The following is a 14,182-nucleotide window of genomic DNA, read 5'->3' on the forward strand; positions in this document are numbered from 1 at the left end:
GCTTAATTGTGCCAATACAAGCTACCACGAAGCAATGAATTTTAAAAATAAATGTAAAAACACGAATGTGTTTTTAGGGTAAAAACTGAAAAGTTTTTTTGTGCTAAACAGTCAATTTTCTGCCCAAAACAGGACCATTAGTGAAATTATTTATTAAAATGCGAGTTGGGACAAGATTGTTTTTAGGTTTTCTGCTTTTGTCCTGTTGGAAATTTTGTGTTTTCTATAAATTCTAAATAATCGGGTGGGGCGCACAAAATTTTTCCGCTTGCATCTTCTACTATAGCTACTGTTATTTGCTTGCCATCAAAAATGCATGACCCCCAAGTATGAAATGAAGCGTGTATACCACTCTCGTYTATTTTAAATGAACCTTGTCGGATATATGCGGTAACCAAGCATTCTTTTAATAAATCGACCATATTATTTCATTAAAAAACCCCTTGGTTAAGGGGTTTAAAATTTAGCTATTTAACTTTTTCTTAGGGATTTTTGACAAAGTTTTATTTGTTGCCTTAATGCCCTTTTTAACTTCTTTTATATCTTCATGTTTAGGCAATTGTTCGGGTGTAATGTTATTTATTTCTATCATCGCTTTCCTAACCTGTTTGCCTACTGTATGAGCGGCAACTTCAAGCCCTGACTGACCATAAACGCTTTCGTTCTTTATTTTAAGTTCTGTTTGAGTAATGCGAAACAGATTCGCAGCTAATTCATCTTTACCCATAAAGTCCAAAAGCGTCCTTTTTTCATCTATTTTTCTTACTGCCTTTAATTGTTTTATGTTCTTATTATACATACCCATATAACCTGCATTTTGAAAAAATGCATAGTTAATAACACCAGAACTAAAAGCAACCGCACTTAAGGTTGATTCCCTTTCAGATACCTCATTTCTAATTTGTAATCTTTCTACTCTTTCTGATTCAATCCTATAATCTTGTACAGCTCCAGCAAGCGTGGCGAAATATGCCTGTGCCTTTGCGACTTGGGGCATTTTGATATTTCCATTCATAGAAATCAAATAGCAAGCGAATCTTGATAATTTGAAATCAACAACAAATGAACCATTTATATCAACCATCCGTTGTTCAAAATTATGCATTAATGGCAAATTCAAAGTATTGCAAGTTGTCATTGCCTTGCTAATAACTTGATTGAAAGTATTCCAATTTTGATATCCCAAACACTCCATTAATTTTCTTGCACTCCAATATGTAAAACCATTCTCTTTTGAGTGGGTTTCAAAACTCTCTTTTGTTTCATCAAAGTGAAATACTTCTACCATTTTGTCTAATTTTCTGCAAATATACCGATACTTAAATATACTTAAATAACGTGGTATATTTTAATTTTAATGTGAGGAATTTATTTAGAATTATCTTTTTTAGACAGTATCTTGGTATTGCCTGCCATTTTTATCATCTGCTCTAAAGTACCATCAAACTTTACCTTTTCCTCATACTTTTCAGCCCTCGGTTTTGGTTCTGATTTTTTCTTTTCTTTTGCCATATACAAACTTACTTAATTAAATTAGCATAAGTCAAGCGGGTGTTATTAACGTTTTTGATAGCATCTTCAAAGCGTGTCACATCATTTATCTTACGGGTATTGTAACGGTATCCAAACTCATTACAATAGCGGTGTAGGTGTTTAGGGGATACCTGATGATAAATGCCATATATGCCCCTTTTAAGGTGGCTAAAGAACCCTTCAATATTATTAGTGTGCATTGCACCCCTCGCATACTCTTTTTGCACGTGGTTAACGGTTTCGTGCTTGTAAGAGTTTTTAAGGCCACCATACATAGTTGAACTATCAGTAATGATTAAAGAGGTTTCAGAAACGTGTTGCTGTATTAGTGGTAATACATCGCTATACTTAACGCTATTGGCTTTTAATACTCTTGTTCTAACTTCACCGTCACGCTGTAACATAGCAACAACAGAGGTTTTTTGCGCCCACTGTTCATTTGCTTCACGCAATGCCTTACGCTTTCTATTGCTTTTATTTTTAAGCGAACCGCCTACATAGGTTTCATCAATTTCAACTGTTCCGTCTAATTGCTCTGCTTGATTATTATTCAGCATTTCACGTATACGGTGTAATATAAACCATGCTGTTTTTTGAGTAAGATTTAAATCACGTGACAATTGTAAAGAACTTACACCTTTTTTGTGAGCAGTACATAGATACATTGCAGCAAACCATGTACGTAAAGAAATCTTGGTGTTTTCAAATATTGTACCTGTAGTAACGCTAAACTTCTTTGCACACTCCTTTGCTTTGCATTTATAACCACGATTAGTTACATAAGCACCAACGTTACCACAATGAGGGCAAGCAGGTTCATTACCCCAACGGGATTGAGCCAAATAGCTAATACATGTGCTTTCCTCTTGGAAATAATCTAATACTTGTAAGAGGCTTTTAAATTGCGTGGTCATGGTGACTTGGTTTATTTATACAAATATAATGTTTGTCCCAATAACTACCTAATTTATTTGGAAATATATTTAACTATTTGATTGTTAATTAGTTATATTTTTACTATATTTATAGTAGATAAATAAACGTTATACATATATTTGTTAAGCCATGATAAAGTTTTCAATCAAAATAGATGATGATGTGCATTCTTTGAACAAAGAAAATGGCATTTCTGTGGATAAAATTGGTGATTTGCTTAAAACGCTTTATAATGCCATTGATAATGGGACAGGGCATAAGGTAACACTGGGGCAAATAAGAGGGAATTGCTACGCCTTAGACTTTTATACAAAAGACAACGGTTTATATGAGAATTTCTTAACTGTTCATAAAAATATCGAACAATTAGATATTGATGCATTAACCTATGAACAAAAAAAATATGCTGTTTCCCTAAAGTCAATATTAGGGGGTAAATTTTATTTAACTGTATACGACAAGGATGATAAAGAGGTAGCCGCAATAAATGAAATCGGTAAAAAGCAAATAACAAGCTTTTATTACTCAACCGATACAGTTTATGGCGTTTTATCAGAATTAGGTAGCTCCACATTGACAAGTGCAAAAAAACATATATATATCGATGGAATAAACTACAAAATCTTTATTTCAAAAGATCAAGATTTGGAGTTAAAGCCATTTTACGGCACACATAAATTAAGGGTTGAGTTAAGGCAAAAACGATCTTCTGCTGATGGACATATAATTAATTCTGAATTGCTTTCTTTCACTTCTGTGAGTAAAGGAAACTTAATAGATAATTTAAAAAATTCTGAATTTATTGATTTAGAAATATTAAAGGATACCCATACTATAGAGGACATTCTGAATAATATATATGCAAGTAGATAAAAAGAACGTAAGAGATTGGGAAACCATACTCATCGATACTGGGCTAATACTGGCTTTATTCCGTGCTCAAAATGGCTCTAATGATCCATATATGTTATTTGCAAAAAAACTACTTACTTACCTTTGCACGTCACAAACAGCAGAAAAAAATGACCGAAGAATTTTTATATCTACCATTACAGTTGGTGAAGTTTTAACTAAAGAAACTGAACAAGCCCAAGTAAATAGAATTTTAAAAGTCTTAGATAGTAATAATGTTGAATTTTTAAGTTTTGATATTKAAACTTCACTACAATTTAATATCAAAATGCAACCGTATTTAGAAAAGACTGCCCTACATGCAAAGGCAAAAGAATTAGGGTTTGAAACACAAGACTACGGTATGGCCAGACAGTGGATTTCAAAGGACTATATGATTGCTATGACAGGATTTACCAAAAAAGTAGATGTAATCATGACATTGGATAAGAGAACCTTTTATCCGGTTTGCGCTGACTTTGAAACAACTGAATGTATTTTGGCTTATCCAGAGTTATTTTTACATTCAGAACAATATATATTTGAATATGATTATTCGAATGTTGACAATTTTTTAAATGGTATTGCATTTAAAACTTTAAATGACATAGATGCTGCAAAGCCAAAGCCTATGACTCAATCTGACTTATGGGGAAATCTTGTCCAAGAGAAAAAATAAAGCGACGGTATTTTATCTTTGTCCCAACTGATATATAGTTGCCAATATATTTGACATTTGTAAGGTTTGTTTTACATTTGGTAAGCCAAACTTGACAATTATGAAATCACGGTTCTTATTTCCTTACAAAAGTCGCTTTATAGGGTATGTATTGATTTTTGCATATATACCTGTAATGGTTACAAAAAAGATGTTTTATCATGGTTATATGGATCACGGGGTTCATATAAAGCTCCCAGACAATCCCAGCTTGTTTAGTCCCGACCATGTTTTTAATGTGATAGCCACATTAGTGGTGACAATCGGTTTACTGCTTTTGGCCTTTTCCAAAGAGAAATTTGAAGATGAGCAAATCATACAATTGCGTTTAGATTCGCTGCAGTGGACAATGTATTTTACTTACATCCTGTTTATAATGATCATAATTTTTACAAATAGTATTGACCTGGTACACATCGTGGGGATTAACTTATGGCTGCTACTGGTGTTTTTTATTATTCGTTTCAGGTGGGTCATCTTTCGCCTCAATCGTTCATTAAGAGAAGTAGTTTAGCTTTAAATTTGACAATTATGAAACCGCTGTTTTTATTTCCTTACTGGTGCCGGTATTTAGGGTATATACTGGTTGTAGTGCATATTCCTATTGTGTTGTATAAAAATGAGATCGGTTTTGATCTTCACGGAGCTCATGCCGATACCGGGATCTTTAACAGCCGGCACGTGTTTTTTATCTCAACAACTTTATTAATGGCTGTGGGCTTATTTATTGCGGCTTTTTCAAAAGAGAAAATTGAAGATGAGCAAATAGTACAGCTACGTCTTGATTCGTTACAATGGGCTGTTTATGTAAATTATTTGTTTTTGATCATCAGCCTGGTTTTTTCTACAGACACCGAGCATATATTGTTTTTAAATTTACTGGTTCCCCTTGTATTCTTTATTATCCGTTTCAGGTGGAAGATATTCCGGAATAACCGTTTAATTAAGGAGTAAACAGCAACATGAAAAATAATATAAGGGTTGAACGGGCCATTAAAAATATAACACAGGCCGAGCTGGCCGAAATTATAGGTGTATCGCGCCAAACTATTAACACTATTGAAAGTAATAAATATGTGCCCTCAACCGTACTTGCGCTGAAAATTGCCCGTGTGTTTAGCAAACCGGTCGAAGAAATTTTTACATTGGATGATGAGGATTAATTAAACCAATATAATTATGCAAACCAAGCCAACTTTTGCCCCGCAATTGGTTATTCCTAATGGTGTAACTGATATTAGTTTTTACATCAACGCCTTCGGCGCTACCGAGCTACGGCGTTTTGGTAATGATGATGGCACTATTCATGTGTCGGAATTAAGTATAAATGGAGCTTTGTTTCATTTACATGAGCAAACGCTGCATTCGGCTGCTGTTAGTCCGGACAGGCATAATGCCACTACGGTAACAATCGGTCTTTTTGTTGAAGATGTACATTCCGTGGTTCAGCAGGCCGTACTGAGCGGCGCGCGTTTACTATCGCCGGTGCAGGATTATGATTATGGGTACCGACAGGGCGAAGTGGTTGACCCCTTTGGCCATCAGTGGCTTATTGAAAAAGCCATTTGAGGAGAGAAGCAAGGGGATAGAATCAAGAAATAAGACGAGGAATGATTTTTGACAAAGGATAAAAGACTTTTTTATAGCGTAAATCTTAGAATCATGGCAAACGAACCTACCTACGGCAATGGCAAGATCTGCTATGTTGAGATCCCGGCAAATGATGTTGCAGAATCTTCAACTTTTTTCCAAAAAGTTTTTGGCTGGCATATCCGTGCGGATAATAGTGGGCATACCTCTTTTGACGATGGTGTTGGCCAGGTGAGCGGCATGTGGGTAACAGGTCGTAAACCCATGACTGAAGCCGGTTTTATAATATCCATCATGGTTGATAACGCCGAAGCAACCGTTGAGCTTATAAAAGCCATTGGTGGTAGTATAACCCAACCCATAGGTCAGGATTTCCCTGAGATCACTGCTCATTTTACTGATCCCGCCGGGAATTTATGGGGGATCTATCAGCATAGGGGGTGATGAAACCAGATGTGCAGATATGTAGATTTCAGATGTGCAAATGTCAAGCACATCTCCTTAATTATGAGATTCTGTAAACTCTGATTCAGACCAGCATCTGCACATCTGAAATTTGCATATCCGCACATCAATCAATAATCTGCATATTTGCACATGCGTTTTGATATCATATCCGTTTTGCCAGGCTTGCTGGAAAGCCCCTTTGCTCATTCTATTTTACAGCGTGCGCAAAAAAAAGGGATAGCCGAGATCCATGTGCATAACCTGCGGGATTACTCAACCAGTAAACAAAAGAGCGTAGATGATTATCCCTATGGCGGCGGCAGCGGTATGGTGATGACGATACCACCTTTTGCGGCCTGTATTGAAAAACTAAAAGCCGAAAGGGAATATGACGAAGTGATCTTCATGTCGCCCGATGGCGAGCGGTTAAACCAGGCCATAGCCAACCAGCTTTCTATCAAACAAAACGTTATTATTTTATGTGGACACTATAAGGGCATAGATCAGCGGATCCGTGATATTTATGTAACCCGCGAAATCTCTATTGGCGATTATGTGCTATCGGGCGGTGAGCTGCCTGCAGCCGTTCTGGTGGATGCAGTGGTCAGGTTGATACCAGGTGTGCTAAGCGACGAAACATCGGCTCTGTCCGACTCATTCCAGGATGATATGCTTGATGCGCCGGTGTATACCCGCCCGGCCGACTGGAACGGACACAAAGTCCCCGATATATTATTAAGCGGCAATACTCCCGAAATTGAAAAGTGGCGCTTTGAGCAAGCCCTTGAGCGCACTAAAACGCGCCGGCCCGACCTGTTGGAATAAAAAATATGAGCCGCTTTAATTGTCATTCTGAGCGTAGCGAAGAATCTAATCGTACAACAGATTCTTCGCTACGCTCAGAATGACAAACGTTTCTGAATAATTACTCCTTACCTCAAATTATGCTCAGCAAAGTAAAGCATCCCTTTACGCATAAATGATGCAAACTCCATATCTGTTTTTCCATCACTGGCAGTATAGCGCTCATCGGCAACATATAGTTCAGCAAGGCCTTTGTAGGTTTCAGCTTTAAGGTCGGTCGGGTCACTCACTCCCCAAAAGCTGCGGATATTGGCATAATGCCTGGCTATTTGCTCCTGCACCTCATCACTTTCCGGGGCTTTGTTATTTAATAGCAGAAGCTGGTGGACAATATCTTTTTGGTCTGCTTTTAGCTGGTCAAGATCAAGCATATCCATTTCGAGCAAAGCTTTTTCCGATCTTAGCACAGTGTCTTCGCCCCATTTATCTATGGCTTCCCGGCGCCAGGATGCAGCCTGTTCTTTGGGCATACCTTCATATAGTTCTTCGGCATTGTTCATGGTTTTATTTTTTAGGTTCATAATAGTTTTATCAATAGTTTTAAGCAAGGTGCTTAAACGGTCACGCCGTACCCGCAAGGCGGTTTTATGGCCTGCTAATGCCTTAGTCAGGTCAAAATTCGGATCATTTAAAATTTCAGCTATCGCTTTAAGGGGTATATCAAGCTCCCGGTAAAAGAGTATTTGCTGCAGTCTTAATAACTCTGCTTCGCCATATTGCCGGTAACCGGCACGTGTACGTACAGCTGGTTTTAGTAAACCTACCTGGTCATATAAGTGAAGCGTGCGCACACTCACCCCGGCCAGTTGGGCAATTTGTTTAACAGAATAATTGACTTTCATACACCTAAACTATTTGTTAATTACAAAGCTATGGTATGACGCAGGGTAAGAGTCAAGAACTTTTTGAAAAAAGTTTCCGGCCAAATAAATTGTAATTTTAGGTTGCAACGTAATTGCCCTTAGTGCATTACATAAGCAACCATGAACCCTCAACAAGAAAAACAGCTGATACAGCAATGCCACCATGACCCAATGGCTTTCGGTGTTGTGTTTGATAATTGGTACCCATCTGTTTTTGGTTATGTATTTCGCCGTACGGCAGATTATGATCTTTCAAAAGATATTGCTGCCGAAACTTTTTTAAAGGCGTATTTAAACATCCATCGGTTTAGCTGGCGGGGTATCAGCCTGTCGGCCTGGTTGTACCGTATTGCTACCAACGAGCTTAACCAGTATTATCGTAAGCAAAAATATCAACCCCAATCATTGCAGCAATTACTCGAAAACCCACATATGGAAAAACTATTGCATCAGCAGCAGGATAATGAACGGGAGATGATTGAACGTGAATTGCAGCAACATGAAGATTACAACCAAATCCGCGTAAACCTGCTTAAACTTGATATTAAATACCAGGAGGTAATAGCGCTGAGGTACTTTGAGCAAAAAACTAATGTCGAGATCAGTCTGATATTAGGTAAAAACGAAGGCACGGTGAAATCTTTATTGTCAAGAGGGTTAGAAAAATTAAGAAACATGCTTTAACACTGCAACCAAAACAAATCTGCGCATTATAAGGATATTAACATGGAAAACGAGGACGAATTTTTAAAGAAAATGGAAAATTTACAAGTACCCGATGCCAACCCATCATCGCACCAAAAAGCAGTAAAAATGGCCATCATGAATGCTGAGCGCTCGGCTGCGCTGGGCGTATGGCTGGTGATAGTGCCTTGTTATTTTTTGATATGTGTTTTTATGTACTATTACTTTCATGTAAACATGGGCTGGTTTGTAGCTATGTTTACGCTGTTGAGCAGTTTGGAAAAAGTGCCGTATGTTGATTTTATAGGGCCGCTGGTGCTATTTATACTGCCAATAATGTGTATTGTTATTAATGCCTTATCCATTATACATGTGCAGGTTCAAAAGCTTGGCCCCAACCAAAGTAAATTCCGCGAATTTAATATCACCATAAAAATAAGGCTATGGAACATTGTGCTAATACTGCTTAGCCTCATCATAGTAAGTGTTTTTATTAGTTACGTAATGACCGAAAACATATCATCAATTAAAAACTAAGCTCATGAAATTAAACTGGTTTACACGCAAGGGGATTTTTTATCTGCCGGTATCGGCTATAGGCTGGGTAATATTGGTAATTGCTTTTTTGTATGCAATATATACCTTTGCAGATATCGACAGCCGCTCGCACTCGGTAAGTGATACGTTGATCAATTTTGTATTCAATTTATTGGTAATAGGGTTGGTTTATACACTGATTGCTTTTTTTACGGAGAAACGGCCTGCCACGATGCAGTCTGAAGAATAAAACCACCGGTATTTTGTTAGTAAAATACAAAATGTGGAAATTTTTAAAATACACTTTCATTTATTAAAAATTTTCCCTATAATTGCAATCCGATTTTTACGGGCTAAAAATCGCTTTAAGAGCTAAAAATCATGGATTTAGTAAAATTTGTTGAAGAGCAATCAGTAGAAAAAAAGCAGTTTCCTTCCTTTAAGGCTGGTGATACTGTAAGTGTGCATTATAAAATCAGAGAAGGAAATAAAGAACGTGTGCAAGTTTACCAAGGTGTTGTTATACAACGTAACAGTACTGGTAATAACGAAACATTCACCGTTCGTAAAGTTTCAAACGGAATAGGTGTTGAGCGTATCTTCCCTATTAACTCTCCAAACATTGATAAGATTGATGTGAACAGCCACGGTAAAGTGCGTCGTTCTAAATTATACTATCTGCGCGCCCTTACCGGTAAAGCAGCTCGTATCAAATCAAAAAGAGTTTAATTATCCGTATCCGCTTATAGCGGATAAGTACTTGATATTTAAAAAGGCCTTTCTGGATTTTTCCCGGGAAGGCCTTTTTTATGGCCGATTTTTTATATAGGCTGTCATGCTGAGCTTGTCGAAGCATGGTGGGCGGGGCCTCTTCGCACAGTCGTTTGTCTGAACCTTGATTTTTAGGATTAAAAGATTACCCTGATTAAAATATTGCTGTCATGCTGAATTTGTTTCAGCACCCCACACGCAATGCCGTACCACGCAGATGAGATCCCGAGATAAATTCGGGATGACTTCAGTTTTTTCCATTGCCCGTGTCCTCACAGGCAACTATGCCATAACGCAAAAAGCCGGATCATAAATCCGGCTCTTCATATGATATGCAATTAAAGTAATTACTCTTTTTTGTCTTTGGAGGTTTTTGCTGCACCTGTTTTTGTTGATTTAGCTGGTGCGGCTTTCTTTGCTGGTTTTTCGGCCTCATCGGCCTTAGGGTGATCAATTACCAGCGGCAAGTCCTCCTGGTTTTCTGCGTTCTCTATAATGGTTGGTTCGGCATCAGCAACAGGAGCTTCTGTAGGGGTGCTCAGGCTTTCCATAGGTACAGCTTCAGTGGCAGGCTCTTCTTTGGTAACATCGGTTAGTGCACTGGGCAATTCGGCCAATATGGTACGGCCACCTTTTACTACATCGCCAATGTTTACCAACACGTTTGATCCTAACGGCAAAAACACATCAACCCTCGACCCAAATTTGATAAAGCCAAATTGCTGTCCCTGCTCAACAATATCACCTTCTTTCACATACCATACAATACGGCGGGCCAATGCACCGGCAATTTGCCTGAACAGTACAGATACACCCTCGCTGTTTTGAACAACAACAGTAGTACGCTCGTTTTCGGTTGATGATTTGGGGTGCCAGGCCACCAGGTATTTGCCTTTATGGTATTTAAAATAGCTTACCACGCCCGATATGGGATTACGGTTTACGTGCACGTTAACTGGCGACATGAAAACCGACAATTGGATACGTTTATCTTTCAGGTATTCGGTTTCTTCTGTTTCTTCAATCACTACAACCTTGCCGTCGGCAGGGCAAAGTACTGTTGTTTCGTCAGTACTGATATCAAGGAAGGGACTGCGGAAAAACTGCAGTATCACCAAAAAGAACAGTGCCGAAAAAATGTAGATGATCCATTTTAAAGTATGTGCCTCCGGATAATAAAACTGGATGAGCGCATTTAAAATAAAAATGAACAGTATGCTCAGCGCAAGTGAGGTATAGCCTTCTTTATGAATGGTCATAGTATGGATGATTTATTACAAAATTACTAATTTGAAATGAAGTACAGGTATGCATAAACAATAGGAGCTGCCATTAATAATCCGTCAAACCTATCCAGCAAACCTCCGTGACCTGGTAATATGCCCCCGCTGTCTTTTACATTGATGCTGCGTTTAAACATAGATTCCACCAGATCGCCCAGGGTTCCAAAACAGGATATGAGTATAGCTATGGTAACCCATTGTTTCCAGCTAAGTTCATTATAATAATGGCCCAGTATTAATGCTGCAACGGCGCTAATGATAATACCGCCTATCAGGCCTTCATATGTTTTTTTGGGCGAATGCCGCTCAAATAACTTTGTACGGCCCATTTTGCTGCCCACCAGGTAGGCTCCGGTATCGTTACTCCAAAGCATGATCAAAAATGCCATGGGGATATGAAAATTAAAACTACCATTGATAAAAGCCAGTGCATGAAAAAACGTAAATGGTATTACCGCAAATAAGATCCCCAAAAAGGTAAATGCGATATTGCTGAATGGGGCAGCTGTTTTTTTATAAAGTTCCCGTATAAATATGGCAGCAGCGGCTAAAGGGAGCAAAAGCAGTACCTTTATAGCCATATGGCTGTCGTTTAAAACGGGCAAAGCAAACTGTGCAGAATAAATGTACATGGCCACTCCGGCAAAGAGGAGTGCACCATAAATTAGTCCTGTAACAACATTGGGCTTTGCTGTATTTTGTTTTATCAGCTTATAAAACTCAAATAGGCTAAATGAAGCAAGTAAAAGATAAAATACACTAAAAACATATGGTCCCAATAAATTGGAAGCAATCATTACTATAACAAAAAAAAAGCCGGTGATGGCGCGTACTTTCATAAATTAATTTGATTGAGGATCATGATCTCAATGGCCTTGCTAAAATCCTCCTGGTGAATGTAAACTTCAATATCGCCAAAGGCCTTGTGCGATGAGTCTTGTTTGTTTAATAAAACGGTGTCAATATGATGCCTGGTAAGCACTTGCTTAACAATTTCTGATTGATAAAAATTGGATGATGTAAAAATTTTGATCCAGCCTTTTTCCATTAATAATCAAACATGGGCCTTTTGAGTGCGATATTCCTGTATATGTAAAGCAAAATTAAAATAATTATCAAGCTAAAAGCATAGCTGCTATAATTAAATACGTGTTGATCATCGGGATTTAAGTTTATTATTTTATGCTGATAAAGGTAAGTTATCACTACTGCCGAACCATTGTTTAAAAAATGCGCCCAAACACCCGTCCAGATGCTACCGCTCCAGGCTACAAAATAGCCAAAGAAAACACCCAGGGCCACACGCGGCAAAAACGTGAAAAACTCCATGTGAAAAGCGCTGAATAAAATAGCGGTTATCCAGATAGCGGCATGGGTGTTTTTTGTCCACTTAACAAAAATGGTCTGTACACATCCCCTAAATAGAAATTCTTCGGCAAGCGCAGTTAATAAGCCAACAACAAAAACAGCAAAAAGCATGGAGCCTACCGAGTTCATGGTTAACATGGCATCTGTGGCTTTTTGGGCCTGCTGCTCCATCGCACGCATAATATCTTCTACTGCTTTAAGCGGAGCCGGGAGGGTTAGCTTTTGATTGATGTTAACCAATACTTCCATAACAGGTGATGAAAACAACATGATGGAAAATACCAGCAGCAATAAAATAGATGGGAACTTGAAGGTTGGTTTTAAATAATTTGACGTATCGTTAACAATAAATTTGGCAAAAAGTACCGGAACAACAAATAATGGAATGGTAGTGCTCACTATTTGTAATATCCAAAGGCCGTTTATGGTATTTTTATTGCTGAGGTTAAAGCTTCCAACATCGGTGAGTGTTTTGGAGCCATACATAACCCAAATGATCCCGAATGCCAGCGCTCCGAATATGATCAATGAAAGGATAGTACCGGCTATTAAAATTATCAATTGCACCGATGGATGTGTTTGTGTTTGCCGGGGCGTAAGCTCCTTTATGGGTTCTTGTATCATTTGAAGTAAAATTCGTATTTTTGCACCGCTAAAGATAAGCATGTCTGTACAAATAGGAAATATTGATTTAGGAGAGTTCCCGCTGTTGCTGGCGCCGATGGAAGATGTGAGTGATCCTCCCTTCCGTTACGTGTGCAAGCAAAACGGCGCGGATATGATGTACACTGAGTTTATCTCGTCAGAAGGATTGATTCGCGATGCCGCCAAAAGCCGCCAAAAGCTGGATATTTTTGAGTATGAACGCCCTATAGGCATCCAGATATTTGGCAGCGACATTGACCATATGCGCGAGGCCACCGAAATTGCCTCATTAGCGGGTCCCGACCTGATGGATATTAATTATGGCTGTCCTGTAAAACAGGTGGCTTGTCGTGGCGCTGGCGCCAGCCTGCTGCAGGATATTGACAGAATGGTGGCCATGACCAAAGCTGTAGTTAATGCAACGCACCTGCCTGTAACCGTAAAAACGCGTTTAGGCTGGGATGATAATACTAAAAATGTGTACGAGGTTGCCGAACGTTTGCAGGATGTGGGGATAAAAGCCCTCACTATTCATGGTCGCACACGTGCGCAAATGTATAAAGGCGAGGCCGATTGGGCACTTATACGAGATATTAAAAAAAATCCACGCATTCAAATCCCCATTTTTGGTAATGGTGATATTGATTCGCCCGAAAAGGCTGCCAATTGGCGTATGGAATTTGGTGTTGATGGCATGATGATAGGCCGGGCTGCTATTGGTTATCCATGGATATTCAGGGAGATCAAGCATTTCTTTAAAACAGGCGAACATTTAGATAAACCAACCATAAGTGAGCGTATTGCTGCATGTACCACACATCTGCAAAAATCAGTAGAATGGAAAGGCCCTAAAACAGGTGTTTTTGAAATGCGCAGACATTACTCCAACTACTTTAAAGGCATTGATCACTTTAAAGAATATCGCATGAAACTGGTAACAGCCGGTACTATAGAAGAATTACACGAAATTTTAGCAGAAATTGATGAAAAATATGCCATTGAAATGGCGTAATATTTGTTTAGATACTTTATATTTGAATTTAAACAGAGAC

21 protein-coding genes and 1 pseudogene are annotated in these 14,182 nt (G+C 38.5%); 13 read left to right on the forward strand and 9 right to left on the reverse strand.

The window, feature by feature from the left end:
* Nucleotides 1-182 precede the first annotated feature (182 nt).
* From AC1DRQ_RS18060 to AC1DRQ_RS18075, 4 genes are all read right to left on the reverse strand, one after another.
* Nucleotides 183-422, reverse strand: coding sequence for a hypothetical protein (locus AC1DRQ_RS18060; RefSeq protein ID WP_477426086.1), 240 nt, complete (start codon nt 420-422; stop codon nt 183-185).
* A gap of 41 nt (nt 423-463) precedes the next feature.
* Nucleotides 464-1,288, reverse strand: a complete 825-nt coding sequence (locus tag AC1DRQ_RS18065) for a BRO family protein (protein WP_477426088.1) — start codon at nt 1,286-1,288, stop codon at nt 464-466.
* Nucleotides 1,289-1,368: 80 nt separating this feature from the next.
* The gene (locus AC1DRQ_RS18070; RefSeq protein ID WP_477426090.1) at nt 1,369-1,512 is read right to left on the reverse strand and encodes a hypothetical protein; all 144 of its coding nucleotides are present in this window, start codon (nt 1,510-1,512) and stop codon (nt 1,369-1,371) included.
* Between the two features lie 8 nt (nt 1,513-1,520).
* Nucleotides 1,521-2,447 (reverse strand): IS1595 family transposase, encoded by a 927-nt coding sequence (locus AC1DRQ_RS18075; protein WP_477426092.1) that lies wholly within the window; start codon nt 2,445-2,447, stop codon nt 1,521-1,523.
* A gap of 151 nt (nt 2,448-2,598) precedes the next feature.
* Between AC1DRQ_RS18075 and AC1DRQ_RS18080 the strand changes: the two genes are divergently transcribed.
* The 8 genes from AC1DRQ_RS18080 to trmD all read left to right on the forward strand — a co-directional run bounded on the left by AC1DRQ_RS18080 (nt 2,599) and on the right by trmD (nt 6,940).
* Entirely contained in the window at nt 2,599-3,342 is a 744-nt protein-coding gene (locus tag AC1DRQ_RS18080; RefSeq protein WP_477426094.1) for a hypothetical protein, read from the forward strand.
* Nucleotides 3,329-4,039 (forward strand): hypothetical protein, encoded by a 711-nt coding sequence (locus AC1DRQ_RS18085; RefSeq protein ID WP_477426096.1) that lies wholly within the window; start codon nt 3,329-3,331, stop codon nt 4,037-4,039. Before AC1DRQ_RS18080 ends, AC1DRQ_RS18085 begins: the two co-directional genes overlap by 14 nt.
* A 175-nt stretch (nt 4,040-4,214) precedes the next feature.
* A complete protein-coding gene (locus tag AC1DRQ_RS18090; protein ID WP_477426098.1) occupies nt 4,215-4,592 on the forward strand; it encodes a hypothetical protein in 378 nt (125 codons plus the stop codon).
* Between the two features lie 17 nt (nt 4,593-4,609).
* On the forward strand, nt 4,610-5,032 hold the full coding sequence (locus AC1DRQ_RS18095) for a hypothetical protein (RefSeq protein WP_429400669.1): 423 nt from the start codon (nt 4,610-4,612) through the stop codon (nt 5,030-5,032).
* An 8-nt stretch (nt 5,033-5,040) separates the two neighbouring features.
* Nucleotides 5,041-5,241: a helix-turn-helix transcriptional regulator gene (locus AC1DRQ_RS18100; RefSeq protein ID WP_477426100.1), complete on the forward strand. Its 201-nt coding sequence runs from the start codon at nt 5,041-5,043 to the stop codon at nt 5,239-5,241.
* Nucleotides 5,242-5,257: 16 nt separating this feature from the next.
* Nucleotides 5,258-5,647, forward strand: a complete 390-nt coding sequence (locus AC1DRQ_RS18105) for a VOC family protein (protein WP_477426102.1) — start codon at nt 5,258-5,260, stop codon at nt 5,645-5,647.
* Between the two features lie 93 nt (nt 5,648-5,740).
* Entirely contained in the window at nt 5,741-6,112 is a 372-nt protein-coding gene (locus tag AC1DRQ_RS18110; protein ID WP_477426104.1) for a VOC family protein, read from the forward strand.
* 153 nt (nt 6,113-6,265) lie between these two features.
* On the forward strand, nt 6,266-6,940 hold the full coding sequence (gene trmD, locus AC1DRQ_RS18115) for a tRNA (guanosine(37)-N1)-methyltransferase TrmD (protein ID WP_477426106.1): 675 nt from the start codon (nt 6,266-6,268) through the stop codon (nt 6,938-6,940).
* 107 nt (nt 6,941-7,047) lie between these two features.
* On the opposite strand, the gene AC1DRQ_RS18120 is transcribed toward trmD, so the two are convergent.
* Nucleotides 7,048-7,821 carry a MerR family transcriptional regulator gene (locus tag AC1DRQ_RS18120; RefSeq protein WP_477426107.1) on the reverse strand — a complete coding sequence of 258 codons (774 nt, stop codon included), beginning with the start codon at nt 7,819-7,821 and terminating at the stop codon, nt 7,048-7,050.
* Between the two features lie 141 nt (nt 7,822-7,962).
* On the opposite strand from AC1DRQ_RS18120, the gene AC1DRQ_RS18125 reads away from it, so the two are divergent.
* The 4 genes from AC1DRQ_RS18125 (at nt 7,963) to rplS (ending at nt 9,792) form a co-directional block, all read left to right on the forward strand.
* Complete coding sequence (locus AC1DRQ_RS18125) at nt 7,963-8,526, forward strand: RNA polymerase sigma factor (protein WP_429400675.1); 564 nt, start codon at nt 7,963-7,965, stop codon at nt 8,524-8,526.
* A gap of 42 nt (nt 8,527-8,568) precedes the next feature.
* The gene (locus tag AC1DRQ_RS18130) at nt 8,569-9,063 is read left to right on the forward strand and encodes a hypothetical protein (protein ID WP_477426108.1); all 495 of its coding nucleotides are present in this window, start codon (nt 8,569-8,571) and stop codon (nt 9,061-9,063) included.
* A 4-nt stretch (nt 9,064-9,067) separates the two neighbouring features.
* Nucleotides 9,068-9,313: a hypothetical protein gene (locus AC1DRQ_RS18135; RefSeq protein ID WP_477426109.1), complete on the forward strand. Its 246-nt coding sequence runs from the start codon at nt 9,068-9,070 to the stop codon at nt 9,311-9,313.
* A gap of 131 nt (nt 9,314-9,444) precedes the next feature.
* A complete protein-coding gene (gene rplS, locus AC1DRQ_RS18140) occupies nt 9,445-9,792 on the forward strand; it encodes a 50S ribosomal protein L19 (protein WP_429400678.1) in 348 nt (115 codons plus the stop codon).
* A gap of 647 nt (nt 9,793-10,439) precedes the next feature.
* Here the strand turns inward: rplS and AC1DRQ_RS18145 are convergent.
* The 4 genes and pseudogenes from AC1DRQ_RS18145 to AC1DRQ_RS18160 all read right to left on the reverse strand — a co-directional run.
* Nucleotides 10,440-11,093 (reverse strand): annotated as a pseudogene (locus tag AC1DRQ_RS18145) (phosphatidylserine decarboxylase family protein); the annotation flags it as partial.
* Nucleotides 11,094-11,119: 26 nt separating this feature from the next.
* On the reverse strand, nt 11,120-11,956 hold the full coding sequence (locus AC1DRQ_RS18150; protein WP_477426111.1) for a phosphatidate cytidylyltransferase: 837 nt from the start codon (nt 11,954-11,956) through the stop codon (nt 11,120-11,122).
* Complete coding sequence (locus AC1DRQ_RS18155; RefSeq protein ID WP_321563579.1) at nt 11,953-12,165, reverse strand: putative signal transducing protein; 213 nt, start codon at nt 12,163-12,165, stop codon at nt 11,953-11,955. The genes AC1DRQ_RS18150 and AC1DRQ_RS18155 overlap by 4 nt, the downstream gene beginning before the upstream one ends.
* Nucleotides 12,165-13,109: a lysostaphin resistance A-like protein gene (locus AC1DRQ_RS18160; protein WP_477426113.1), complete on the reverse strand. Its 945-nt coding sequence runs from the start codon at nt 13,107-13,109 to the stop codon at nt 12,165-12,167. The genes AC1DRQ_RS18155 and AC1DRQ_RS18160 overlap by 1 nt, the downstream gene beginning before the upstream one ends.
* Nucleotides 13,110-13,149: 40 nt before the next feature.
* On the opposite strand from AC1DRQ_RS18160, the gene dusB reads away from it, so the two are divergent.
* Entirely contained in the window at nt 13,150-14,142 is a 993-nt protein-coding gene (gene dusB / locus AC1DRQ_RS18165) for a tRNA dihydrouridine synthase DusB (RefSeq protein WP_429400681.1), read from the forward strand.
* Nucleotides 14,143-14,182 lie beyond the last annotated feature (40 nt).

The organism is Mucilaginibacter sp. P4_E8, assembly GCF_056401495.1.